The sequence below is a fragment of the Lacticaseibacillus zhaodongensis genome (assembly GCF_009687905.1).
Taxonomy (GTDB): Bacteria; Bacillota; Bacilli; order Lactobacillales; family Lactobacillaceae; genus Lacticaseibacillus; species Lacticaseibacillus zhaodongensis.
Genome location: NZ_BLBG01000006.1, coordinates 79,841 through 105,225, shown reverse-complemented (window position 1 = coordinate 105,225; position 25,385 = coordinate 79,841). Strand labels below are relative to the sequence as shown.

Below are 25,385 nucleotides of genomic sequence, written 5' to 3'. Positions count from 1 at the left end.
TGGCAGGAGCAAGCAATTAGGAGGGCATAATTATGAGACAAGCAACGATTACACGCGACACGGCCGAGACCAAAATCACGGTTAGTTTGAACCTTGATGATTACAGCACAATCGATATCGATACTGGGATTGGCTTTTTCGACCACATGCTGAACGCCTTTGCCAAACACGGCCGCTTCGGTTTAGTGGTCAAGGCGGATGGCGACTTGCAGGTCGACCCGCACCACACGACAGAAGACGTCGGCATCGTGCTTGGTCAGTGCTTCAAGCAGGCACTCGGCGACAAAGCCGGCATTGAGCGCTTCGGCACTGCCTTCGTGCCGCTGGATGAGACTCTTTCCCGCGTTGTGATTGACCTCTCCGGCCGCAGCTACCTGGTCTTTGACGCCGAGTTCGACAACCCGAAGCTGGGCGGCTACGACACCGAGGTCACCGAGGACTTCTTCCAGGCCTTCGCCTTCAACGCCGAGCTCAACTGCCACGCCGCCGTTTTGTACGGCCGCAACACGCACCACAAAATCGAAACGCTGTTCAAGGCGCTGGGCCGGGCGATGCGCGCGGCCGTCACGCTGAATCCCGAAATCAAGGGGATTCCGTCGACCAAAGGGGTGATCTAATGCTGGCACTAGTTGATTACGACACGGGGAACGTGCGCAACGTGCAAAAGGCGCTCAGCTTCCTTGGCATCGCGAGCACCCTCACCGCCGATCCGGACGAGCTGCTCGCGGCGGACGGCATTATCCTGCCTGGGGTCGGAGCGTTCCAAAAGGCGATGGCGGCGCTAGCAGACCGCCAGCTGGTGCCGGTCTTGCAGCAGGCGGCCCGCAGCGGGCAGCCGATGCTGGGTATCTGTTTGGGGATGCAGCTGTTGTTTGACTACAGCGATGAGTTTGGCCGTTGCCCCGGCCTCGGAATTTTGCCCGGTGCGGTCGTGCCGATTCCGAAGGCCGACGACTTGAAGGTACCGCACATGGGCTGGGACAAGAACGTCTCCCAGCGGCCGGGTAAGCTCGCCGACATCTTTGGCGGCCAGTACACCTACTTCGTGCACTCCTTCTACGTGCAGACGGCGAGTCGCAACGTGGTCTGCAGCTGCGATTACGGCGTCCGCATTCCGAGCGTCGTGCGCCAGAACAACGTCATCGGCATGCAGTTCCACCCGGAAAAGAGCGGCAAGGTGGGGCTCGCCGGCTTGTCCGCTTTCGAGGAGGTGTGCCGCAATGCAGATGTTGCCCGCAATTGATTTGATTGGTGGTCAGAGCGTGCGCCTCAAGCAGGGCGATTATGCCCAGCGCGACCTCATTAACGCCGACCCGGTAGCGCAAGCACAAAAGTTTGCGGCCGCGGGCATGACGGACCTGCACCTCGTGGATCTGGACGGGGCCAAGGCGGGCACGCCGAAGAACACGGCGGTGATTGCCAAAATCCTGGCCGCAACGGATTTAGATGTAGAAGTCGGTGGCGGCATCCGCACGCTCGCTGCGATTGAGCAGTACCTGCAGTTGGGCGTCAAGCGGGTCATTCTCGGCTCCGTGGTGCTGACCAATCCGGAGCTGGCGCGGACTGCGCTGCAAAAGTTTGGCCCTGACGCGATTACCATCGGGCTCGACTGCCGCGACGGCAAGGTGGCCACGGCCGGTTGGCTCGAAACCAGCAGTGCCCAGGTCGACGACGTGCTCGCGGCGATGCGCACTGCCGGTGCCCGGCGCTTCGTCGTGACGGACATCGCCAAGGACGGCATGCTTGCCGGCCCGAACGTGGCACTCTTGCAGCGGCTGCAGACCGCCTTCCCCGATGTGACGATCGTGGCTTCTGGCGGGATGCACACGCCGGCGGATCTGGACCAGCTGGCGGCGGCCGGTTTGCGGGCCGCCATCGTTGGTAAGGCTCTCGCTGCCGGCACGATTACGTTGGCCGATTTACGGGAAAGGATGGATGCTTAATGCTTAGTAAACGAATCATTCCCTGTCTGGATGTTGATCACGGCCGGGTGAAGAAGGGCGTGCATTTTGTTTCCCTGACCGATGTTGGTGACCCGGCAGAAATCGCCGCAGCCTACGAAAAGCAGGGGGCCGATGAACTGGTCTTCCTGGACATCACGGCAACCGTTGAACAGCGGCCCGCAATCGTCGATACCATCGAGCAGGTGGCCAGTCAGGTGTTCATGCCCCTGACCGTTGGCGGCGGGGTGCACAACGTGGCTGACATGCAGCGGCTGCTCCACGCCGGTGCCGATAAAGTGGCCTTGAACTCTGCGGCCGTGCGCAATCCCGAGCTACTCACGCAGGGCGCGGAGAAATTTGGTGCTCAGTGCATGGTGGCTGCAATCGACGTGCGTTACAACGACAAGATGCAGGTCTACGAAGTCGTGGTTGATGGGGGCCGCACCCCAACCGGTAAGGACGGCATTGCCTGGGCTCGCGAGGCGGTTGAACGCGGGGCCGGGGAACTCATGGTGACCTCCATGGACAAGGACGGCACCAAGGCCGGATTTGACCTCAAGTTGTACCAGCAATTGACAGCGGCGGTGGACGTGCCCATCATTGCCTCTGGCGGCTGCGGCAGCACGCAGGACATGGTTGATTTATTCAAGCAAACGAACGTTGATGCCGGCCTGGCCGCCTCGGTCTTTCACTTTGGCGAGCTGACCATTCCGGACGTTAAACGGGCGCTACAAAAAGAGGGGGTCCCGGTACGATGGAGCTAGATTTTGCCAAGGAAGACGGGCTGATTCCGACCGTGGTGCAGGACGCGCGCACGAAGCAAGTGCTGATGGTGGCCTACATGAACAAGGAGTCCTGGGAGCGCACCAAGGCGACGGGGCAGACCTGGTTCTGGTCCCGCAGCCGCGGCGAGCTGTGGCACAAGGGCGAGACTAGTGGCAACACGCAAAAGGTCGTCGACATCCAAGTTGATTGTGACGCCGACACGGTGCTGTTGCTGGTTGAACCAGCGGGCCCGGCTTGTCACACCGGCCACACGAGTTGTTTTTACAGGAACGAAAAGGGAGACGTTATCGATGAGTGAAAAGCAGACGATTCACGAACTAGAAGCATTGATCAAGTCACGCAAGGAAAACCCGGAACCGGGCTCCTACACGGATTACCTATTCACTAAGGGCCTCGACAAAATCTTGAAGAAGGTCGGCGAGGAGTCGACCGAGGTCGTGGTCGCGGCGAAGAACCCCGACGACCCCGCATTCATTCTGGAAGTTGCCGACCTGACTTACCACGTACTCGTGCTGATGGCGGAGCGCGGAATCAGCGTTGACCAGATTGAAGAGGAACTCGCCAGCCGCGAGGGCAAGAAGAGTAAGACGCAAGACCGGCGCCCAATCGACAAGTTCTAGGGGGGCAGAATATGCTTAAGAAAACTGTTGCGGACTTACACCCCTACGTGCCGGAAGAACCACTGCAAGATTTGCAGGCCAAGTTAGGCATTGATAAACTTGTGCGGCTGTCGGCCAATGAGAACCCTTTTGGCACCTCACCCCGCGTCAAAAAAGCGCTGGCCACAGCAACGAGCCTGCCATTGAACGAATATCCAGACGGCAATGCGAATGCGTTGCGGGAGGCGGTAGCGCAATACTTGCAGGTTGACCCTGAGCAGCTGCTGTTTGGTTGCGGGCTGGATGAAATTATTGAGCTAATCACGCGTACTTTCCTCGAACCTGGTGATGAGGTCGTCGAACCATGGCCGACCTTCTCCGAGTACAAACTGCACGACCAGATTGAGGCAGCCAAAACCGTTGATGTACCAGTGACCGCTGATGGCCGTGTTGATGCGGACGCCATGGTTGCCGCCATCACGGACAAGACCAAGTTGCTGTGGCTCTGCAACCCGAACAATCCGACCGGAACGCTGCTCAAGCCAGTTGAGCTGGAGGCGCTGCTCAGCCGCATCCCGCAACACGTGCTGGTGCTTATCGATGAAGCCTACATTGAGTTTGTGGACGGGGTCGACAATCCATCCGCCGTGCAGTTTTTGGACCAGTTTTCCAACATCGTGGTGATGCGGACCTTCTCCAAAATATACGGGCTGGCGGGGATGCGGGTCGGTTACGCTGTTGTCCCGAAGTCGCTGATTGCCAGCATGCAGGCGGTGCGGCTGCCTTACAACCTCAACAGTGTATCCCAGACCTTGGCGCTAGCCGCACTGGATGATCAGGAGTTTGTCGCGGATACAAAGCGGAAAGTGGTCGCGGCGCGCAAGTCCTGGACTGATTTCCTGACCGCGCAAAAGCTTAACTTCTATCCTAGTCAGACTAACTTCATCTTCTTCCAGGTGCCAGACGCGGCCGGCTTGCACGATTTTCTGATGCACAATGGCTTTCTTGTGCGTGACCGCTTGCGCCCCGATTGGCTGCGGGTCACTTTCGGTAGCGCGGAAGAGAATGCACAGCTGCAGAAACTGATTGCGGAATATTTGGCAGCACACAAGTAGCATTAACAAGCGCGCCACGACGAGACCCTTGCTCGGACAGTTAATCATCTGCCTGAGCGAGGGTCTTTGCGTGCTTATGTTAAGGTATAAATAATAGTAATTAGCTTACATATTCTGATTGAAAGTGGTGAACCATCTTGGACAAGCGTTCCCAATGGACCCTCCTGCTGGCAACATCAATGGTGTCATTCATGTCGACCATCGACGCCAGTATCGTTAATATTGCCGTGCCGCAACTATCTCATGACTTTGGTGTGCCGATGAACCAGGCCGAATGGGTCGTGTCTGTCTACTTAGTTTTGATTTGCGTGTTGCTCATCTTCTTCGGTAATGTCTCCGACCAAATTGGCCGTATTCCGGTGTTTCAGGTCGGTACGATTATTTTCACAGTTGGCTCTCTTGGCTGTGGGCTCAGCAATTCGCTGCCGATGCTATTGATCATGCGGGTACTGCAGGCGGTCGGCTCCTCGATGACGATGGCCACTAACTTCGGTATCATCACCGAAATTTTTCCCCGAGCGCGGCACGGCATCGCACTGGGCGTCAATAGCTCCTTTGTCCAGATTGGCAATATCATGGGGCCCGGATTGGGCGGCCTCATCCTGGCCGCGTTCACTTGGCACGATATCTTTTATATCAACGTGCCGCTCGGAATTATCGCGTTTATACTCGGGCGTAAGCTTTTCCCCAAGGAGCCAGTGCACCTGCAGAAAATCAAAATTGACTGGCCCGGCTATGCCGCCTACGCATTAGCCATCGTGGCGTTCTTCGTCGGGATTTATTGGGGCCAGGATAGCGGCTATACCCGTTTGCCGATCATCGGCTTGTTCGTCTGCACCTTAATCATGATTGGTGGCTTTGTTTACCGGGAAAATCATACCCCGGCGCCATTACTGAATTTGCGGATCTTCAAGAATCCGGCGTTTACGATTGGCGTGCTGACCACGATGATGGTGTTTGCGGTCAGTTATTTTAATAATATGATCTTGCCGTTTTACCTGCAGGAAACTTTAGGCTACTCCTCCGCAATCGCTGGAATGATCCTGATGGCGGCACCGTTCGTCAACGTTTTCGCGGCACCACTGGGCGGGCAGTTAAGTGACCACATCGGGCCGGAACGGGTTTCGCGGTACGGCCTGGGCCTCTTCTTGATCCCGATGATCATTTTCATACTGATTGAACCCAGCTGGGGCGCCCTGTGGCTAGTTATCGCCCTCATGATTTTTGGCTTTGCCAACGGGACCTTCCAAAACAACCCGATGATCATGAGCAATGCTGGTCAGGAATATCAGGGCATTGCCGGCTCGATTGCGTCGCTATCCCGGAACCTAGGCATGTCCCTAGGCCTGTCGCTCGCCACTTCCACCCTCTACTGGGGTATTAGTCGGCAAGCTGGTCGGCACATCACCAGCTATCCGCATGCACACCCGGAGTGGTTTATCGCGGGGATGCACATCAGTTATTATTTTGCACTCGGGCTGATCGTAATTGCGCTGGGCTTGCTCACCTGGTTGCTGCGCAGCACCCGGCGCGCTGCGGCAGCTAATTCATAGCGTGCGGAGAACACGGCGATTAACACTGCATTTGACGCCGCCGCTTGCAAACCGGTATGCTGGAACTCGATTTGTTTTCATGGCGGAGTTGGAAAAGTGGAGGTATGCGGGTGACACGCAGGCAAAAGTTAATCATCTATAGTTACGGCCTTTTGTGTGCGCTCATCATCGGTGCCATTCTCGGCGGCTTCTACCTGCTGCAGGGCTGGTTGATTGATGTCGTCTGGCCGGGACCAACGTTTCGGCCGGTGTTCAACGCCGCCTGGATAGTGCTGGTTGGGGCGCTGATTTACCTGACCCAGCGCACGACCGGTCAGTTCCCGAAGGCGCTCGGTCTGATTCGGGCGGACCTCGCCGCGACGGGAACGTCGAACTACCGCTATCTGCTGCTGCAAATGATTGTGCCCGCAGTCATGCTGACCAGTGGCACGAGTCTCGGCCCCGAAGCCACGCTCGTGAGTTCGACCTGTCTGTACGGCATCTGGCTCGGCGACAAGCTGCGTTACATTGACCGCAACTGGCCGGCAATTCACCAACAAGGCACAAAGCGACTCCTGCGCGTTATCTTGACGCCGCACCGGTACCTGCTGCACCGGTCACCGGCCGATAAGCACAAAAGTCTGTGGACCCCGTGCATGATCAGCTACTTCGTGTTCGGAATCTTGGCCTTCTACCTGACCTGCAAGTGGGGTGGTGAACCGTCCGTGATTGTTTACCTCGGTCGTTCCGCCTGGCACATGCGCGACCTGCTGTGGTTGCCACTCATTGTGCTGGGTTCGTGGCTAGCGGGACGCATTTACTTACGGCTAATGGTGGGCTTGCGCCACATCATCACGGGCCGCTTGACCCACGACTGGAGCCTGCTCGTGTTTGGTGGGATTGCCATTTACCTCGCAACACTCTTCACGCCCGCAATCAACTTTTCGGGGATGCACAACTTCCACCTGCTCGCGACGAGCTGGCAGCAGCAAACGAATGGGTTCCTGTTGTTGCGGTCGTTTCTGAAATTGGCACTGCTGACGATTTGTCTGAACACTGGCTGGCTCGGTGGGGATATTTTCCCAGTTCTCTTCGCTAGCACTGCGCAGGGGATTGCATTAAGCCACCTCTTGCCGCAACTGGACCCGATCTTTATCATCGCTGTTTGTGCCATCAGCATGGGTGCAACGATTCTGGAGTCACCCTTAGTTGCGGGTGGGGTGATGGCAATCATGTTCCTGCCGCCGAACCTGCTGCCAGTCAGCGTGATTACCACTGGCTGCATCTTCTTGGTGGACCGAGGCTACCAGCGGCTGAACGCTAAGTATGGCGATCAGTTTGCAATTCTTCGACTATAGACTGAAACGAGAGCACCGTGGTCAGCTGGCTGCGGTGCTCTTTATATAGTCTGAATAATTAACGTTTTACGGCTCTGTTGCAACGTGAAGTTAGCAGATAAACAACTACTGTTTTTTTATTGAAGCATCATAAGCAAACTCATTTAACTATCATCGCTAAGGGGTCTTAACTAAGCGACTCCGTTAAAATAAAATGATTGAGACATTCGGCTTGGATTATGGTCAGACAAAACAGAGCGTCCCCCAGCGCCTGTTTGTGCCTATTCGTGCAGTTGAATAAACGTTAAAGTCGTTAACTTATAGTCTGAATTGGCAGTAGCAACCATCAATCTTGAATGGCATAACAAAGTCCGATGGCGCTTGATTTGGCGGGCGTTGCGCAGTCCGTATCATTCGATTATCGAGACATAGGAATCGACTGCTCACGTTCGTTAAAAAACAAAAATATCCGGTCAGCCCCTGTTGCCCTCCAAGTTGTAATTAACTCAGGTTTAAACAGGAAGTCACAATTTGGCAGGCTAAGCACCTGTGTCAACTAGGTCTAGATGTAGCTTATCACTAATATAATTTTGCACTGACAAAAAATAAAAAAAAAAAAAATAAGCCTTTTCAAAGTTGATTCCGAATATCTATTTGGAAACCTACAATGTATTCGATGGGACAGATATTATATTTCTTTTTTTGATTAGGGGGAGAATATTATGATATTCGGTTTTAATAACAATAAAGGTAAACATATGTTGGTTAAGGAACATTACAAGCTGTACAAAGACGGTAAGCTTTGGGTTGCGGCTGCAATTGGCGCGCTAAGTATTGGCGCTAGCACCGTCATCACGAATCCACACCCGGTAGCGGCAGCATTTCAGGTTACCCAGACTTTGGGCAACGGGACTAAGATTAGCTTCCGCGATGAAGAGGAAGTTCCAGTCGGAAGTTCTGCAACCTTGGCTGATATCCTGCAGCCCACAATTAATGGTAGTTCGAAAGGTATCCGGATCGACCCGGAAGCTTTTGATTCGAACAAGGTCGGGACTTACGGAGTTAAGATTAGTGATGGCACCGGTTATGGAATAACGGCCACTGTTTACGTTGTGGCAACTGATTCAACACCAGCAACCAATATGGATAGCGTTGGTTCCTTACCTAATGGCAGTGACATGGCATATTACTGGCGGACTGATTTTGATGCCGATCCAAAGGCCGCCCACCCACAAACGCCGCTCGAAAATAATGACAGTTATGGTGTGCCGTTCTTCCCATACGACTTCAGTTCGTCCGTGGACTTTTCAAAATTCGTTACTACGCCGTCAGTTCAAGACTCAGCAGCTGCTTTTGGTGAGTTGATTGGTGGTAACGATACGCTCGGCTTTGCTAAGCAGTGGCGGGGTATGGACAGCGAGCCGACCGACGTCAAGAGCTGGGTCAACAATGTTGTCTACGCTGACGGTCCGCACAAGGGCGAAGAGGTGAACGTAAGCAGCCCGTACTTTGAGCACGACCCTAACGATCCTAGCTCGCCAGCAGTAATCAACGCCTTGGTTCAGGTTGGCGCGGCTGGTGACAACATGGTTGCGATGAAGACCTACCCGCTGCAGATTGTTGATGATGCGCCGCAAATCAGTTCTGACAGCAACATTCAGGTTCAACAAAACGACAGTCCCCTCACAGTTGAACAATTGATGCACGCTACCGCAACTGACACGGAAGATGGCGAGTTGCCAGTTAAAATCACTTCCAACTATGACCCAACGAAGGTTGGCAAGTATGATGTTGAGATGACGGCGACCGACAAGTACGGAGTCCAAACCGTTCGGCACGAGACCATCACGGTTACCGACCATGACGTTTACAGCTTCCCATTCACTTATGTTGATGAGAACGGCAACCAGATTCACGACCCAGCGCAGACCGATGCGTCAGTTGAGGCACCTGCAAACATTCTGAAGTACGATGTTAAGGGCTACACACCGGCGCAGGAAATCATTAACGAAAGCAACCGTGGTGGCGGTGTTCAGAGCCTGGTCGCAGACTTCGAAAAGCAGGAAGTCCAGATGTACAGTGAGTTGAACGGACAGGGCAAACTCGTTTCAACGATTCCGTTTAGTCAATTGACCCCAGGACAGCTGCTGCAGATGGGAATTGAGACCGCAACGGGGACCGTGCCGCTGACTTCTGGCACGAGCTACAACGACCTAGCCAACGCTTATGATTTTGCCTCCGCTATCAGTGACGTTAAGTTCGTCTACAAGGAAGATGCACCAACCGTGACTGATGAAGCGCCGGAGCTGAATGCGACCGATGCGACCGGTCTGGTTGGGACCACCGCAACCATCACGGACCTCTTGAAGGCAAGCGCAACTGACAAGGAAGACGGTAACCTGACACCAGTTGTTCAGGTCATCAACGATGGTGGCTTCAACAAGGACCAGGCGGGTAAGTACAACGTGACCCTGGGCGTAACTGATAAGGCCGGCCACTTTGTTACCAAGAACTACACCATCACTTTGACGGATGGTTCTGACCAGACGGATCCTGACGCTATCCCAACTCTGACCGCAAGCAACGCCAGTGCAAAAGTCGGCACGACTGGATCCATCCCGGCACTGCTCAGTGCGGCCGCAACGGATAAGGAAGACGGCGACTTGACTTCAAAGATCACGGTCGTTGACGATGGTGGTTTTGACAAGGACAAGACTGGCACCTACAACGTTACCCTGAATGTAAAGGATTCTAATGGGCACAGCGTTACCGGTAAGTACACCATTACGTTGACGGCTGATAATGACAATACAACCCCGGACGACAACACTAAACCAGGTGATGACAGCACTAAGCCTGGCGATGATACCACTAAGCCTGGCGACAACACGAACCAAGGCGGCAACACTGTGATCGGCAGTGGTAACAATAATGGCAACACCACGATCAATGGTGGTGACACGAATACAACCACGAACACGACTGGTGACACCAATATTACCATTAACGGTGGCGACACAAATACTAGTGGTGACACCAACATCAAAGGCGGCGACACGAGTACGACTGGCGACACGACCACTAGCGGCGACACCAATACCCACATTAAAGGCGACACGGATACCAGCGTTATCATCAACACTGCAAATGACAGCACTTCTGGTGAATGTGGCAGCACAAACGGAGGTGACACTACCAACGGCGGGACTACTAACGGCGGTACCACCAACGAAGGCGGCACAACCAATGGCGGGACTACAAATGGTGGAACCACAAATGGTGGCACCACCAACGAAGGCGGCACAACCAATGGCGGGACTACAAATGGTGGGACCACAAATGGTGGCACCACCAACGAAGGTGGCACAACCAACGGCGGGACCACAAATGGCGGTACCACCAACGAAGGTGGCACAACCAATGGCGGGACCACGAATGGCGGTAGCACCACACCGGCTGGTAGCACGATTAACAATATCTTCACCGGCGCTGGCTTGCCAACGACCGGTCTGCCAGCAACAGGCGGTAGCGTGACGAATACCAATACCACGACTGTTCCAACCGGTAGTAACACAGCTACTGATGGTGACACGACCGGTTCACTCCCAGAAACCGGATCATTCTCAGCAAACGGTACTGGTACGGCTGGTTCGCTGCCAGACACCGGTTCTTTCCCAACAACTGGTGCAAATGGCGTAATTAGTACCACCCGGACGCCATTAGCAAGTGGCTTTAGCGGTGTGACAAGCACGAGTCGCACGTCACTGCCGAATACCTTTGGCGGCACCACCTCATCTTCACGGCGGAGTTACCTGCCACAGACAGGTGACCGTACGAACAGTGTTATTACTGCTATCGGTGTAGCTCTGCTCGGTGGGATTATCCTGCTTGGCGGACTACGGCGGCGGCGTGAAGACTAACATTTGAAACAAGCTGATTCATCTCTGCCAAACAGAAGTAGTCATGCTGTAGGTGGTCAGTAGAATGTAGCGAAAGCTCTCGGTAATCTTTTGAAATGCCGAGAGTTTTTGCGTTTCAAAAAGAGTTGGCCAATGGATATTGAACTGATATCAATCAAAATTGGGGCTTAGGACTGAAGTGACAATATCAAGTAAGAAATTACAATTATATTGTTAACTAAGTAAACAATTTTGAATGTAAACGGAGGTACGCGGATGAGCGATAAAGAGAACCGCTTTGTAGAACCTGACAAGTATCCAAACGTGGGCGGACGGAGATTGAACGTGATTGTGGACCGCAAGACGAGGGTGCAGTACATCGTCTTTAATGGTTACATGGGCACGGTCAACGGCAGTGGCGTGACGGTGCTGGTTGATCAGGACGGCAAGCCGTTGCTGTATTCGGGTGAGCTGCCCGACTAGGTCATATTCGTGGGGATGGTGCTTACTTTTTTCGTGGTAGTTGCATCCCGACAACCTGAAGCCAGAACTGATGTGAATTTCACGTCAGTTCTGGCCTTTTTAGTTCAGGTTGAACTACTCCCAACACTTTGGCGGTGTGTAATTTCTTAAAATTTTAGGGGGTGAAAACGTTTTAATTATTTTGACTACGTTGCTTTACAAGGTATAAAGCGGCGCGTATACTTTGTTTTGCAAGGTAGGGGGCGATGTCATGAGCAAGATTGAAACACAGATGCTGAAGGGGACACTAGACAACGCCATTCTGATGATTATTGCGCAAGGCGAAACCTACGGGTATGCCTTGCTGCAGCAACTCGGCGACGCCGGCTTTGGTGAAATTACCGAGGGGACCGTTTACCCCCTGTTACTGAAGCTGCAACGGAATGGCTGGATCAGTGCCCAGCGCCATGCGACCGCGACCGGTCCCGACCGGAAGTACTACCGCATCACGGCGGACGGGGAAGCACATTTGGCGGAGTTTTTACCGCAGTGGACACAACTAGTGGTGGCGATGAATCGGCTGATTGCCAGACAGGAGGGGTAATCATGGATCTCTTGACGAAGAATGACCAGCGGCTTAAGGAATTGCACGGGTTTAACCGGAATTACGCTGAGACCTTGGTCGGTTACTTGCGGGCTCACTGGGGTAAGGATGCGCTCGCTCGGGAAGACACGATTGCGGACCTGCTGGTGGATATGGTGGCGGCGCAAGCGGATGGGATTGCCAGCAAGGACCATTTTGGCAAGGACCCGCAGGCTGCTGCGGATGAAATCCTGGCTGAGTTACCGCCAGCTCCCAAAGCACAGTGGTTGCTCCAGTTGTGGCCGCTATTTAATGCTCTGTGGGTACTGATGTTTGTGTACGCAGATGCGATTATACTCAGTGGTGAGACTGTGGGGCTAGATATCCTGTGGCAGCAGTTGGCCATCCCCTTTCTATTCATTGCTGTTGCCCCACTGTTTCGGGGGATCAGCTTTAACCAGATCAAGACGAAGACCAAGTGGCGGGCAAGCATTGCGGTGGTTCTGATTATCGCCATCTACGCAGTAACGTTTCTTTTGCCAGACACCTCGCCGCTGACGTCGGACCAACTGCAAATTGGTCTTGGCGTAGTGGTTGCGGCCTTGATTGTCTGCAACTTGGGTTTGAGCTTTTGGCTCCGGCGGCTCACGCTACCTTGGTTCTTGTACTGGCTGATTGTTGGGCCAAGCGTTCGGGCGCTGATTGGCGCGACCTTGCCCGTTGCGTTGGTTGTAGTGCTGCTAGTTGTCTTTATGGGTGCTGTGCTGGCGCTGGCTATTTACCAGAGCAAGCACCTGCACTTTGTCTTTCAAGCACAAGGTGGCAAGCAGCTGCACGTTAATCAGTAGGATTGTGGAGGTGCATCATGAAGAAGTTAACCACCACCATTTATGCAAGCAGCGGGATTGCCGTCTGTTTGTTAGCTTTAATCGACTTTGGAATCAGCGCTGACAGAACGCCCAAGCACGTCATGATGCTGGCAGGACTCCTGATTCTGGGCTTAATGTACATTGGTGCCGCGCTGGTGGCGGCATTCGGCAAGCGGCAAACGACGCAGACGCGGCCACGACTTGCTTGGCCGTTCGCCGCGTTGGCCTTATTGCTGTTGAGTGTGCTGATTGGTTTCGGCATTTCCCGGCACCCAATCCAGTTGCACGATATTGCAATCGCGGCGGTTCTGCTGACGGTGCCAATCGTCAATTGTGTGGAGGCACTTGCCATGACGCGCCGCGCACGGCAATGACGGTGGGCAAATTGGCGATGAAAACTGAGATGAAGAAGAGTATCGGCAAAATCATCCTGTTTATTGCGTTTGAGTTTGGCATTGACGCAAATATTATTGCCTTACTGCTTTGGGGCTGCTTATTTGCGCACACAGAGCTTAATGTTGCCAGTTGCAATTCACTTTTCACTCGACTTCTTAGTAACGCTTCGTTCTGGTTATGCAACATCACAAAATGCGCACCCAAGCCTGATGGGGACATTAACTATTTTCGCTTTATATTCGTTCATTGCTTAGCTAATCTTGTTGCATCAGCCAGCTGCAGATAAGTTTGCCAGTCTTGCGCATAACCATCGCGAACTGAAAGTGTGAGCTCCATGGTCATTATTAGGTAAGTTGCGGTAGCCCGTTAACAATCGGGCTGAGGACTGATGCTGCGACTTTTGGGAGGGCTTACAATCACAGTGTGCAAAAAATTCAAAAGTTCAGCGGTCTTTATCAGTACTGATGGTCACTGTTGCCGAAAATAAGCATGAATTAACGTCATCTATTCTCGGCGAGTGTTTGTTAATCCAAGTGAGTCTGTTTCTGGAGATGAAGATAAGGGGTAATCTATATGGGTATAATGGCTGAAAGTAAAGCGCAAATGGAAGCAATCGTCCGTCAGCTGGGATACGAACCTGACGACAATTACCTGTTAGCGTACAATCGTCTGAACAATGTTGCTAAAGCCGGTATCTATATCCTTTTGCAACAGCCATGGATTGGTCTTGCTATGTCTGAGAAGGAACATGTAATCATTTTTACGCCAGAGGCAATCGTAATCCACCGGCTTAAGAAAAACGGGCAGACGCAGGTGTTTCCGGCAAACGAAATTGAGAACTTTCGCGTGCGGGATGGCGCAAACAAATCAGTAGTAATCGAATTCACACACGGAAGCGACTCTTTTAGTTATTACAGCTATAAAGACTTCAGCATGCGCAATAAGTACGTGGCGGAGAATCTCGCCAAGCTAACAGCCAATAATTTCGGGGGCTATGCTAAGGATTAACTGATAGTGTTGTATGCCTTAGTCCCAGCGGAGGTTTTACCCATTAAGATAAAGTTCAATCCTAAGTTTTACAGAGATCCAGGCTTTTGGTGCTTCGTTTCGCTTGGTTTCGTGTATCTTACTTTTCATACCAAAACGATGCATTGGATAGCATTACTTCTATGGGGGCCGGCACTAGTTAGCATGTTTAAGTGGGGGCGAGCCGCCAAGTAGGAGTGCAAGAATCTATGAGTACTCTACATTTTGTGATTACCTCAAAAAACAGGATTTTGAAGTAGCTTGTTTAATTTCTATTTTGCGAAAACGCGGTTTTTGAAGAATAGAATTCGAATATGCTGGGGCAAAATGCCAATATCGCGATAATTGCAAAATAGAAGTGGCAAATCATGAACAACTTACGTGAACAAAAGAAGGAGCATCCCGGCTGCGTAGTCGGGATGCTCCTTACTTATTGGCTTCGCCTAGTTAGATGGCCGAGGCGCGGTATGCGGGCGTGTTCTTAAGTGGATTTGAAGACGATGGATTAATACCGACAATGGAGAACTTACATTTTAATCAAAAGCATCGGCGTGACGTCAGGTGAATTGCTGATGTCATGCCGCTGTTAATAGTGTCAGGTTTAGTAAAGCTATGCGTCAGCTAGTAAAGTCATGGCCTTTTTAACTTGATGGTTTTTAATAAGCTTGTTGAGATCTCGATCAACACGCTTAGCACTTACGGTAATAACTTTTGATGACTCATTTTTTGATGCCACGTCGGCAGAAATCTCTTTAAAGTCGTTGGTGGTGATGTCCAAATATTTCTTTTTCTCCATGATATCACTCCTTGTTGTGAGAAAATTATAGCCTATTCATCGGGGTTGTCAATGTAACGGCATAGTGAAGGCAAAATCGAGCTTGTGTTGAGCATCGTCCATTGAGTCAAAGTACGTGACGCCTATGTGTTTAAGAATATATTTTTCAAGGTCATCCGCAGAAATTTCCTTGTTAGCAATCTGGCGGCTGATTTCGTAGAGTGCGTTGCCATCCAAGCCTATCCAACGAAAGCCGTTCATGTACAACATCTCCAACGCACTAAGCAGAGCGGTGCGCTTATTACCGTTGAAGAAAACCTGTGAAGTTGCAATTTTGTACCAATACATGGTAGCTTTCTTGACAACGCCGGGATATTGCCATTCGCCAAAGATTGGGTAAATGATGTTTGAAATTATCGCGCTCAGTGTACCTTCATCTTTGAGACCGTGTTGGTACTCCTCCCTGAACATTTTTTCGGCCTTTGTGTTAATAACTTTCATATTGTCGACATTTAATGTGAATATCTTTGAAGAAAGCATTAAGCCTAATGTATCAACAATTGCATCGTTTACCTTAATATCAACGTACGTGTTTTTAGCAGCGTCCCCCCAAATGCCGATAAACAGGTTATAGTTACCTGGGTGCGCCGCTCTGTATTCATTACGAATTGCGATCATAAGGGCGCTCAGCTGCTTCTGTGGTTTGTCGGAGATGTCCATGCACCTCACGAAATGTTTTATCTTTACCATACTACCATTATAACTTGTTGGGGTAGTTGGTATCAAAGCGGTGTGTAAGGAATTGTTAAGTAACTTTTGAAATCAGTAAGGAGAGCCTTGTTGAAACAAAAATAAACAGTTGTACAAATAAGGGGTATCCTAACCGTCTCGGTTGGGGTACCCCTATTTACTGGTTAAGTTTAGTTAGATGATGCGCTGGCAGCTTCCATGTCGCCGGCCATGATCGCGTCGAAGCGTTCTTTGATGAAGTTAGCGGATTGCGCGAGCTTTTCCTCTTCTTCCTCAGTGAGGTTCAGGTGCGTGGTGTCCAAAATGCCGTCCCGACCAACAATCACGGGGTAGGACAGGTAGCAACCGTATTCCGCGCGGTAGTTCGAAACGGGCAGCTCCGTGTGGGCGTCACTCAGCACGGTGTTGAGTAGGCGGGTGCAGGCGGCCGCGATGGCGTAGTTGGTGTAGTGCTTGCCCATCATGACGTGGTAGCCACCGATGCGGGCTTCCTGGTCGATGGCATCGAGGTCGAGACCGCGGTCAGCGGCGACAGCCTTGATTGGGCGGCCCAGCACGCGGACCGCAGACCACGGGGTGAACTGGGAGTTACCGTGTTCACCCAGGTTATAGCCGGTGACCGAACGGGCGTCGAGGTGCAGTGATTCCGCAACGGCGCGCTTCATGCGGGCGGAGTCGAGTAGGGTGCCGGTGCCCATAACGTGTTCCTTGGGCAAGCCGGTAATCTTTTGATACATCATGGTCTGGATGTCACAAGGGTTGGAGATGTCGATCAGAATGCCGTTGAAGCCGGAATCCTTGATCTTCTGGGCAACGATTTTGACTTGCGCAGACGTGAATGGTACCTCGGCAAAGCGGTCCAACTTGATCTTCTGAATCTCGATGTCGCCAACTGCGGAGATAATTACATCGCAATCCTTGAGCTGGCTGTAGTCGTTAACGAATATGTTTGTGTGCTCGTCCAGGTTAGCCATGGCGTCGGCAAAATCCAGGGCGTCAGCCTTAACCTTGTCCTCGCGGGTGTCAATAAGTACTAGGTCGTCAACATGACCACCCATAATGATGCTATGCGCAACAGTGGAACCAACGTGGCCGCAGCCAATAATTGCAACTTTACGTGTCATAAGATAAATACCTCGATAGATTATATTTTATTTTTGGTGCTAATTTTGGCGCGAACAAGGCCCCGCACAACTAGCATGCGGGGCTTGTTCGCATGAATAGTTACTAACTTCCTGGGTCGAGTTGCGGGCCGGTTAAGCGGCCCTTTCCGCTCTGTTTACTTCACTGCATTTTTGGGAGTCTTACCGGCAAGCACGGTGTTCACATCGTCCAATGAGAAGTCGACCATGTTGGCCACCGCGTTGTTGGTGAAGAAGGCGATGTGGGGCGTGATGATGACGTTAGGCATTGCGTGCAGCTCTTCAATGAGGGGCTCGCTGTGAATGCCATCCTTGCTGTGGTCGGTCTGGAACACGTCGTTCTCACCGGTCACGGTGTCGAGGCAGGCGGCAGCAATCTGCTTGTTCTTCAGCGCGGCTACCAGGTCGGCGGTGACGACAACGGGACCGCGGCTAGCGTTAACGATGCCGGCGGTCGGCTGCATCAAGGCAAAATCCTTAGCGGTGATCAGTCCCTCAGACGTCGGGTTGAGGTCAACGTGCAGGCTGACGACATCACTGCGCTTCAGCAATTCTTCCTTGCTGACGTAGGTGACGGTATCTTCCAATTCCTTGCGCGGCTTGGTGTCGTAGGCGAGGACGTTGGCGTCCAGAGCCTTCAGCAGGCGGGCCAAGGTGCCGCCGATGCGACCGGCACCGATAATGCCGATGGTCGCGGTGTGGATCTCCTTGGCCTGTAAACCGCCCCAGGTGTAGTCGTTGTTGCGCACGCGGTTGTCGACGATGGCACTCTTCCGCAAAATCCGGAAGATGGACATCAGCGCGTGTTCAGCAACGGACCGGGGTGAGTAGGCGGGCACGTTGGTGACGATCAGGCCAGCAGCGTGGGCGGCGGGGATGTTGATGGTGTCGAGGCCAGCGGTGCGGGTGCTGAGTTGCTTGATGCCGTAACTAGCCAGCGTTGCGTAAACCGTATCGTCGGTGATTGGTGCGCGCTGCTGGATCACGATGCCATCGTAACCCTCGGCCTTGCTGACGGTGTCGCCATCAAAATTAACGTTGCAGGTGTCGATGGTCTCGTTGTGCTTAGCGGCGTATTCGTTAATAGCCGCCATTTCGTCGGGACGAACACTGTACATCAGAATTTTTGTCATATTGATTCCTCCATTTATGATTCCAGCGGGCTACTTGCGGTTAGCATCCACGTAAGCCTTCAGACGTTTCATCGCTTCGTGCAAGTTCTCCATTGATGCCGCGTAGGAGACCCGGACGTGGGCTTCACCGCCAGGGCCAAAGCCGCCGCCCACGATGACCGCGAGCTTGTTCTTCCGCAGCAGGTCGTAACAGAACTCCGTGTCGTCCTGGATGCAACCCTCAGGAATTTTGGCGAAGACATAGAAGGCACCAGTTGGTTCGGGGATCTCGAAGCCCATTGCCGTCATTTTCTTGACCACGTAGTCGCGGCGCTTGATGTATTCGGCCTTCATCTTGAGTGAATCCTGCCGGCCCTCCTCGGTGGAGAAGGCTTCAGTTGCCGCCGCCATTGCGGGGTTGGAAGCCACTGTGACGTTGAAGGCGTGGGCCAAAGCGACGCGCTGCATCAATTTTGCGGGGCCAGACACGGTCCCAATCCGCCAGCCGGTCATCGCGTGGGACTTGGAAACTCCGTTAACGAGCAGCGTCTGTTCAGGCAGCGCCTTGGCGAAGGAGTAGTGGATGGAGCCATAAGTCAGCTCGGAGTAGATTTCGTCGGAAATGACGATGATGTTCGTTTTGGCCAGAACCGCCGCAATCGCCTTGACCTGGGCTTCGTTGTAGGTGACCCCGGTTGGGTTGGATGGGAAGTTGAGCAGTACGGCCTTCACGCTTGGGCCTTCCTTAGCAATGGCGTCCTCAAGCTGTTCTGGGGTGAGCACGAAGCCGGTGGAAGAAGTGTTGATGTAGACGGGGATGCCGCCGTTGATGCGAATGAGCTGGTCGTAAAGGGAGAAGGTTGGGCTCGGCATGAGGACCTTGTCGCCAGGGTTCAAAATGGCGTCCAGGCAGGAGTGCAGGCCCTCGGTCGCGCCGACCGTGATGACCATTTCGGTGTCGGGGTCGTAATCAACGTCGTAACGATCCTTCAAGAAGTGGCACGCAGCCTTGCGCAATTTAGGCCAGCCATTGGAAGGGCCGTAGTGGGTTTCGTTGTTGTTAATGGAGTCGATTGCGGCCTGCTTGACGTGGTCGGGGGTGTTGAAGTCGGGTTCACCGAGCGTGAGCTTGAGCACGCCAGGCGTTTTGCTGGCTTCCGCGTCGAACACACGGATGGGGTTCGGCTTCAGGCCATCGTATGTGTGTTTAAGATCTGTAAGTAATCCTGCTTTGGTTTCGGGCATGATAGAACTTCCTTTCAAAATGTTCCGCATTGACTAAGGGGAGCACAATTGCGACAAAAAACACCGGCTGCTTCGATTTGCGAAACATCCGGTGTTATTAGTTAGCTACGCAAGAATTGAGTTCCTGTTCATATCTAGCCTCCACGCGGATGTTCGTTGGTCATCCGCGCGCCACAAATTGCTGGCACCCGGATGACTATCCGAAATACCAGCTAAAGGCTTTGCGCGTTGAAGAGGCTGAAATATGAGTCATAATTAGAACTCCCTGACAATTTGATTACCATGAGAATATACCTTTAATTTAATGGCGTCAACAGTAATTCCAGTTTAATTTATCGATTAATAAGACAAAGCCGCCAGCTAGCCCGGTTATCGGCCGTGAAATAACAAACGGAAATGTGGCATATTAGTTCAGCCAGCAGTGACTAAATGTGGTTTGACTTTAATGCATCCAGGCTGGCACAATTAGGTTAGAGGATGCTGATAGCTTTAATGCGCAGTGGTAGTTGAGTAGTATCCGCAAAATTATGCAGATAGAGGGGGCAGCGCGATGATCAAGAAGGATGGCCATTCACACACGGAATTTTGTCCGCACGGGAGCGGTGACGACGTCGAGGCAATGATCCAAAAGGCAATCAAGTTTGGCTTCACCGACTATTGCATCACCGAGCACGCACCGCTACCGCCTGCCTTCAGGAACGATTACGAAGGAACCAAGGGCGGCTACGATACGGCCGCAATCGCCATGTCTGACCTCGACGCGTATTTTGCCAAGTGCGAACGCATGCGCAGCAAGTATGCCGACCAGATCCGCATCCACATCGGTTTCGAGGTGGATTATTTGCCGGCTCAGGCGGACTGGACCCACGACTTCCTGAACGAATACGGCCCGCGCTGTGATGAGAGCATACTTTCCGTCCACTTCATGCGCGGTGTGCACGGCAAGTACTGGCCGGTTGATGACGAGCTCAGTGAATTCGAGGATGGTTTGTTGCCAATCGGGGCGGATGACAAGCAGGATTTGTACGCGGCCTACCTAGACGCGGTGCAGGCTGCTGTTGCCGCTGACCTTGGAAAATACGCCCCCGTACGCATTGGTCACATCACGCTGATCAAGAAGTTCCAGGACTACTTTGATCTGCCTAAGCGGTTCAATAATGCCAACATGGCGCGCATCGACAAGTTGCTCGCGACAATGCAGCGGCAGGGGCGGCAGCTCGACGTGAACGCGGCCGGCCTGTTCAAGGAGTACTGCAACGAAATTTACCCTTACCCGCAAATCATCATGATGGCCCGGGCGCGCGGCATCAAAACGGTTTATGGTTCCGACGCCCACAGCATCAAGGAAGTCGGCCACGCGTACCACCAGGTGGCAGAATTGTTGCCGGCGGGGAACAGTGTTTAGGAAGTGTTAGCCTCCAAAAATTTCACCGTGAGTCGAAACGCAGCAGCCTTGGAAACCAACATTTGCTTCGGGACATATTTTTAAATATGCGCAAAAATCGCGCAAACGCCTGATATGAAGGCGTTTCTACGCTTGCCCAAAATATGAAACCGCCCGTTTTGCTGAATTCATATTTTAGCCTCGGCGCAAAATCCCGATGTACCGGGCTTGATGAGCTACGCTGCGCATATTTAAAAATATGTCCCGAGCGTGATTTGGCATTATCATGTCCGCACCGTTTAGCAACGTCATACAAAAACGCTCCGCAACCAACTTAATGGCTGTGGAGCGTTTGCGTTTTGCATAGCTTTACTTAGGCCAGTGCGCCCATTGGGTCCCATGGTGCGAGGACGGTTGGCTTGTCAGTCTCGGCCTTGATTACGGCCTGCTGCTCGTCGGTCAGGAACTTCTTGTTCACAACAACCTGGTAGACGTATTCGTCGAACCAAGCGTCGGAAGCAACGAAGTAACCCTTCGTGCCGACCTTGTCACCCCAAGAGTTCTCGACCTTCCACTTCGTTGGCTTGCCGTCAACAATGTCGACACCGGTCAGAACCATGGCGTGGGTCATGAGGCTCTGCGCGTAGTCGAGGCGTTCGCCCTTGGTCATGGCGAAGCTGGTGTTGAAGAGGCTGTCTTCGTCGTAGATGGCAGGATCCATGATCCCGAGCTGGCGGTCGGATTCCTTACCAACATCACTACCGAACCAGACGGACTCGCCGGCTTCAAGCTGCTTGATTGCGGCTGCCTTGAAGTCATCGATGGCAAGGTTCAAGTGGCGAACTTCGCGGCCGCCGATAACGTTGCCGAGCATCTCAACCGTGTAAACGTGGTTGTATGGCTTGTCGGCAGTTGGGGAGTTGATGAGTGACTGGTATGCATCGAGGTCCCAGTTGATGTACTTGTCGAAGAAGGACTTTGGTGTCAGGCCCTTGTCGATGTGGTAGTTCTTGTCGTCATCACGGTATTCGAAGTCGAACTCTGTAGGTGGGTTACCCAGAGTGTAGGCCAGAATCCGGTAAACTTCGGACAGGAACTGCTTCTTGGTTTCAGCGAGCTTGTCATCGCTGGCGCCGTCAGCGACCAACTTCCGCAGGGTAACAGCGTCCTTACGCAGCTTGAGGTTCAAGGTTGCGTTCAGCTCGCTACTCTTAGATGAGGAGTAGGTTTCAGGCATCACGGACTTAGGCACGATCCCGTACTTGTCGATGAGGGCGGTGAGCATGTCCCACTGACCACCATCCTGCTGCGGAGTTGTCAGCAAGAATGATACCTTGCGGGAATCGGTTGGCTGGTCAGCCGTGGCGATGACGTTTTCGTAGAAGTAGTTGGACTTTTCGAACTTGTCCCAGAAGAATGTGTAGTTCTGGGAAAGCTCGAAGTCCTTGATCTTGTACTGAGCCTGGATGGAGTGGCGCATCGTGTTGAGTGCGGCGAACATCCAGCAACGGCCGGACTGCTTCTGGTTAGAAACAGCACCGGTGTCGAGGTCGATGGAGAAGGTTGGCGTCATGGCAACCTTGCTGTCGGTGCTCTCAGCGGTCTTCAGAATCCCGTTGTTCATCACTGCCTTTTGCAAGGCAGATGCTGCTGGTGTTGCGGCGAGGTCCTTTGCGTACTGGGCAATGTTTTCGCTTGTAATTGCTTTAGTCATTAAAGGTTTCACTCCTTAGTTAAAATATGCTTAGAATTTTCACTATTGATTGTAGCACAGGCGTAGGGACTGCGGCAAAAGCCATTTTGTCCCACAGCCGGGTTGCTTATGCCAATGGGTCCCAGGCAGGCAGAGCGATTGGCTCCTTGTCGAGGGCAGCGAGCACATCGGCGGGCAGGAGGGACTTCTTGATGACGACTTCGTAGACGTAATCATCGAACCACTTGGCGTCAGCAACAAAGTAACCATCGTGGCCGTTGTCCTTGCCCCAAGAGTTCTCGACCTTCCAGCGCCGCGGCGTGCCGTCAACCAGGTCCACCCCGGTGAGCACCATGGCGTGGGAGACTTCGGCTTGGCGGGTGGCGAAGCGTTCGCCCTTGTCCATAGTGAAGTCGACGTCAAAGAGCCCGTTCAGATCGTAGAGGCCGCCTTCCAAAGTGCCGCTCTTGCGGTCCATGTCGGCGAGGACATCGTTACCGAACCAAACCGTGGTGCCGGCCTGGATCTGCTTAACGGCCAGTTCCGTGAAGACATCGTGGGGTACGTTGACCGCTTTGACCGGCTGGCCTTCAATGACGGTATTCTGAGCCGGGATTGTGTAGGTCTGGTAGTACTTTTTGCCGGGCGCGTTGGTGCTGGCAAGCGTGACGTAATCGTCGAAGTCAAAGCCGACGTACTTCTTGTAGAAGGACTGCGGCGTGAGGTCACGATCAATGTGGTACTGCTTGTCCTTGTCGCGGTATTCAAAATCGAACTTCTTGGTTGGCTCGCCGTATGCATAAGCCAACATGCGGTAGATGGTGCTGAGCTGGTCGACCTTGGTTGCGCGCAACTGGTCCTCATCGGCGCCTTCAGCGCGGGCCTGCCGCAGTTCAACGGCGTCCTTGCGCAACTTGAGTTCCAGGCTGGCGTTGATTTCGTTAGTCTGGGAACTGTTGAAGGTTTCGGGCATCACGGACTTCGGGACCAGGCCGTACTTGGCAATCAAACCGGCGGCGTTGTCGTACTGACCACCATCCCCGTTTGGCGCAGCCAGCAAGTCAGCAACTTCGCGGTCCGTCAGGGGCTTGTCCGCAGTCGCGATGACGTGTTCCAAGAAGAGGTTGGACTTCTCCAAGCGGTCGTAGAAGGCGTTGTAGGCTTGGGAGAACTCCAAGTCCTTGATGCCGAATTTATCGGAGCTGAAGTGGCGCATGGTGTTCAGCTCGGCGAACAACCAGCAGCGGCCGCTCTTCTTCTGGTTGGTAACGGCACCGGTGTCGATTTCGTCGGAGAAGACGGGAGCCATGGCTGCCTTACCCAAGGTGTCGCGGCTGGCGGCATAGGGCCCGACGTTCTGGACGGCGCGGGCGAGCGCGGCACTAGCTGGGTGCTCGGCTAGGTCTTTGCGGAATGTATCAATATCTGTGAAGCTGACTTCTTTAGACATGTTAATCCTCCTCATTTATGTACTGAATTAAACCTTAACGGCACCAATTCTACGCCAGTTGATTAGTTTCGGGAACAGTTATCCGAAAATTAGGTGAGAAGTTTATGCCAAACGTTTTAATATTTACAGTAAAAAAAAGCGCCCCTCCCAAAAGAAGGACGCGTAGTTTGAATTTTGTCAAAATTATTAGTGGCGGGTTGCCGTCAGGACTTTGACCCCATCCTGGGTGCCCACAACCACGTTGTCGACCAGGTCGAGGAACAGGCCGTGTTCGAGAATGCCCACCTGGGCGTCCAGGTAGTTCTTGAGGATGTGGGGGTGCTTGATGTTGCTCATGTGCAGGTCGATCACGTAGTTCTTGTTGTGCGTCAGTACCCGCTTGCCATCCGCGTTCAGGCGGAAGTGGGGGTGCAGGCCCTCAGCTTCCAGCTTGCGGAAGACTTGTTCGCAGCCAAACGGAATGACTTCGGTCGGCAGTGGGAACTTGCCGAGGTGGTCGACCATTTTGCTCTCATCAACGATCCAGATGTTGCGGCGGCTGTTGGTGGCCACCATCTTCTCGAGGGTGTGGGCGGCACCACCGCCCTTGATGCCCTGGAAGTTGGCGTCGATCTCGTCGGCGCCATCAATGCAGAGGTCAATGTGATCAACATCGTTCAGGTCGCGCATGGGGATGCCGAGTGATTCAGCTTGCTCCGCGGTCCGGCTACTTGTGGCCACGCCCTGGATGTGCAGGTGCTCGTCCTTGACGCGCTTGGCAATCGCTTCGACTAGGAAAAAGACGGTCGAGCCGGTGCCGAGGCCGAGCGTCATGCCGTCCTCAACGAATTCGGCAGCGCGCTCCGCCGCCATTTTTTTCAGTTCACTTTGTTCCATTATCTTTGTTTACGCTCCTTTGCGTTGTTGACCAGGGGTGAATTTACTCTTCGGGTTTGACGGGACGCAGGACATCCGCGTACTCAGCATGCTTGGCGAATGCGTGGCGGGCATACGTGCAGACTGGCTCGATGGTGAAGCCTTTTGCCCGCGCCTCATCAACGACCAGTTTGACCAATTTACCCGCGATGCCCTGGCCGCGCAGTGATGGGTCCACATAGGTGTGGGTGATGACGACACTTTTGCCGTCGTCAATCGGCGGGTAATTGATTTCCGCCAGTAACTTGTCGTTTTCGTCTTGCAAGAAGTAACGCCCGTCTTCGTGCTGAAAGTCCATTGCTATCCCTCCCGCTAACTAGATTAATTTTGCTACGTCCATTTTACTACACTTGGGCTTAGCTCGCAGTGTAG

At 53.1% G+C, this 25,385-nt stretch carries 25 protein-coding genes; 16 read left to right on the top strand and 9 right to left on the bottom strand.

What is annotated here, in order from left to right:
• Positions 1-32 precede the first annotated feature (32 nt).
• The 15 genes from hisB to GN107_RS06225 all read left to right on the top strand — a co-directional run bounded on the left by hisB (position 33) and on the right by GN107_RS06225 (position 14,529).
• On the top strand, positions 33-617 hold the full coding sequence (hisB, locus tag GN107_RS06295) for an imidazoleglycerol-phosphate dehydratase HisB (RefSeq protein ID WP_155287502.1): 585 nt from the start codon (positions 33-35) through the stop codon (positions 615-617).
• Positions 617-1,243 carry an imidazole glycerol phosphate synthase subunit HisH gene (hisH, locus tag GN107_RS06290; RefSeq protein ID WP_155287501.1) on the top strand — a complete coding sequence of 209 codons (627 nt, stop codon included), beginning with the start codon at positions 617-619 and terminating at the stop codon, positions 1,241-1,243. Before hisB ends, hisH begins: the two co-directional genes overlap by 1 nt.
• Positions 1,221-1,943: a 1-(5-phosphoribosyl)-5-[(5-phosphoribosylamino)methylideneamino]imidazole-4-carboxamide isomerase gene (gene hisA, locus GN107_RS06285; RefSeq protein ID WP_155287500.1), complete on the top strand. Its 723-nt coding sequence runs from the start codon at positions 1,221-1,223 to the stop codon at positions 1,941-1,943. Before hisH ends, hisA begins: the two co-directional genes overlap by 23 nt.
• Positions 1,943-2,707: an imidazole glycerol phosphate synthase subunit HisF gene (gene hisF / locus GN107_RS06280; RefSeq protein WP_155287499.1), complete on the top strand. Its 765-nt coding sequence runs from the start codon at positions 1,943-1,945 to the stop codon at positions 2,705-2,707. Before hisA ends, hisF begins: the two co-directional genes overlap by 1 nt.
• Positions 2,698-3,027 carry a phosphoribosyl-AMP cyclohydrolase gene (gene hisI, locus GN107_RS06275; RefSeq protein ID WP_155287498.1) on the top strand — a complete coding sequence of 110 codons (330 nt, stop codon included), beginning with the start codon at positions 2,698-2,700 and terminating at the stop codon, positions 3,025-3,027. Before hisF ends, hisI begins: the two co-directional genes overlap by 10 nt.
• The gene (gene hisE, locus GN107_RS06270; RefSeq protein ID WP_155287497.1) at positions 3,020-3,349 is read left to right on the top strand and encodes a phosphoribosyl-ATP diphosphatase; all 330 of its coding nucleotides are present in this window, start codon (positions 3,020-3,022) and stop codon (positions 3,347-3,349) included. The genes hisI and hisE overlap by 8 nt, the downstream gene beginning before the upstream one ends.
• Before the next feature lie 11 nt (positions 3,350-3,360).
• Complete coding sequence (gene hisC, locus GN107_RS06265; RefSeq protein ID WP_155287496.1) at positions 3,361-4,443, top strand: histidinol-phosphate transaminase; 1,083 nt, start codon at positions 3,361-3,363, stop codon at positions 4,441-4,443.
• Positions 4,444-4,622: 179 nt separating this feature from the next.
• On the top strand, positions 4,623-5,996 hold the full coding sequence (locus tag GN107_RS06260; protein WP_269057688.1) for an MFS transporter: 1,374 nt from the start codon (positions 4,623-4,625) through the stop codon (positions 5,994-5,996).
• 110 nt (positions 5,997-6,106) lie between these two features.
• A complete protein-coding gene (locus GN107_RS06255; protein WP_196246303.1) occupies positions 6,107-7,333 on the top strand; it encodes a chloride channel protein in 1,227 nt (408 codons plus the stop codon).
• A gap of 701 nt (positions 7,334-8,034) precedes the next feature.
• Positions 8,035-11,232 (top strand): KxYKxGKxW signal peptide domain-containing protein, encoded by a 3,198-nt coding sequence (locus GN107_RS06250; RefSeq protein ID WP_155287493.1) that lies wholly within the window; start codon positions 8,035-8,037, stop codon positions 11,230-11,232.
• 255 nt (positions 11,233-11,487) lie between these two features.
• Positions 11,488-11,694, top strand: a complete 207-nt coding sequence (locus GN107_RS06245) for a DUF6440 family protein (RefSeq protein WP_155287492.1) — start codon at positions 11,488-11,490, stop codon at positions 11,692-11,694.
• A 250-nt stretch (positions 11,695-11,944) separates the two neighbouring features.
• Complete coding sequence (locus GN107_RS06240) at positions 11,945-12,277, top strand: PadR family transcriptional regulator (RefSeq protein WP_155287491.1); 333 nt, start codon at positions 11,945-11,947, stop codon at positions 12,275-12,277.
• 2 nt (positions 12,278-12,279) lie between these two features.
• The gene (locus tag GN107_RS06235) at positions 12,280-13,104 is read left to right on the top strand and encodes a hypothetical protein (RefSeq protein ID WP_155287490.1); all 825 of its coding nucleotides are present in this window, start codon (positions 12,280-12,282) and stop codon (positions 13,102-13,104) included.
• 17 nt (positions 13,105-13,121) lie between these two features.
• Positions 13,122-13,499, top strand: a complete 378-nt coding sequence (locus GN107_RS06230) for a hypothetical protein (RefSeq protein WP_155287489.1) — start codon at positions 13,122-13,124, stop codon at positions 13,497-13,499.
• A 604-nt stretch (positions 13,500-14,103) separates the two neighbouring features.
• On the top strand, positions 14,104-14,529 hold the full coding sequence (locus GN107_RS06225) for an amidohydrolase family protein (RefSeq protein WP_155288055.1): 426 nt from the start codon (positions 14,104-14,106) through the stop codon (positions 14,527-14,529).
• A gap of 628 nt (positions 14,530-15,157) precedes the next feature.
• Here the strand turns inward: GN107_RS06225 and GN107_RS06220 are convergent.
• The 5 genes from GN107_RS06220 to GN107_RS06200 all read right to left on the bottom strand — a co-directional run bounded on the left by GN107_RS06220 (position 15,158) and on the right by GN107_RS06200 (position 19,571).
• Positions 15,158-15,343, bottom strand: coding sequence for a hypothetical protein (locus GN107_RS06220; protein ID WP_155287081.1), 186 nt, complete (start codon positions 15,341-15,343; stop codon positions 15,158-15,160).
• Between the two features lie 48 nt (positions 15,344-15,391).
• Entirely contained in the window at positions 15,392-16,042 is a 651-nt protein-coding gene (locus tag GN107_RS06215; protein ID WP_155287082.1) for a type II toxin-antitoxin system death-on-curing family toxin, read from the bottom strand.
• 200 nt (positions 16,043-16,242) lie between these two features.
• A complete protein-coding gene (locus GN107_RS06210) occupies positions 16,243-17,196 on the bottom strand; it encodes an L-lactate dehydrogenase (RefSeq protein WP_155287083.1) in 954 nt (317 codons plus the stop codon).
• Between the two features lie 155 nt (positions 17,197-17,351).
• The gene (locus GN107_RS06205) at positions 17,352-18,347 is read right to left on the bottom strand and encodes an NAD(P)-dependent oxidoreductase (RefSeq protein WP_155287084.1); all 996 of its coding nucleotides are present in this window, start codon (positions 18,345-18,347) and stop codon (positions 17,352-17,354) included.
• A 30-nt stretch (positions 18,348-18,377) separates the two neighbouring features.
• Positions 18,378-19,571: an aminotransferase class I/II-fold pyridoxal phosphate-dependent enzyme gene (locus tag GN107_RS06200; RefSeq protein ID WP_155287085.1), complete on the bottom strand. Its 1,194-nt coding sequence runs from the start codon at positions 19,569-19,571 to the stop codon at positions 18,378-18,380.
• Between the two features lie 550 nt (positions 19,572-20,121).
• Here GN107_RS06200 and hisJ point away from each other — a divergent pair.
• Positions 20,122-20,976 carry a histidinol-phosphatase HisJ gene (gene hisJ, locus GN107_RS06195; RefSeq protein WP_196246283.1) on the top strand — a complete coding sequence of 285 codons (855 nt, stop codon included), beginning with the start codon at positions 20,122-20,124 and terminating at the stop codon, positions 20,974-20,976.
• A gap of 352 nt (positions 20,977-21,328) precedes the next feature.
• Here hisJ and GN107_RS06190 read toward each other — a convergent pair whose 3' ends face one another.
• From GN107_RS06190 to GN107_RS06175, 4 genes are all read right to left on the bottom strand, one after another.
• Positions 21,329-22,669 carry a C1 family peptidase gene (locus GN107_RS06190; protein WP_155287086.1) on the bottom strand — a complete coding sequence of 447 codons (1,341 nt, stop codon included), beginning with the start codon at positions 22,667-22,669 and terminating at the stop codon, positions 21,329-21,331.
• 106 nt (positions 22,670-22,775) lie between these two features.
• The gene (locus GN107_RS06185; RefSeq protein WP_155287087.1) at positions 22,776-24,098 is read right to left on the bottom strand and encodes a C1 family peptidase; all 1,323 of its coding nucleotides are present in this window, start codon (positions 24,096-24,098) and stop codon (positions 22,776-22,778) included.
• Between the two features lie 186 nt (positions 24,099-24,284).
• Entirely contained in the window at positions 24,285-24,974 is a 690-nt protein-coding gene (gene rpiA / locus GN107_RS06180) for a ribose-5-phosphate isomerase RpiA (protein ID WP_155287088.1), read from the bottom strand.
• Positions 24,975-25,017: 43 nt separating this feature from the next.
• The gene (locus tag GN107_RS06175; RefSeq protein ID WP_155287089.1) at positions 25,018-25,311 is read right to left on the bottom strand and encodes a GNAT family N-acetyltransferase; all 294 of its coding nucleotides are present in this window, start codon (positions 25,309-25,311) and stop codon (positions 25,018-25,020) included.
• Positions 25,312-25,385 lie beyond the last annotated feature (74 nt).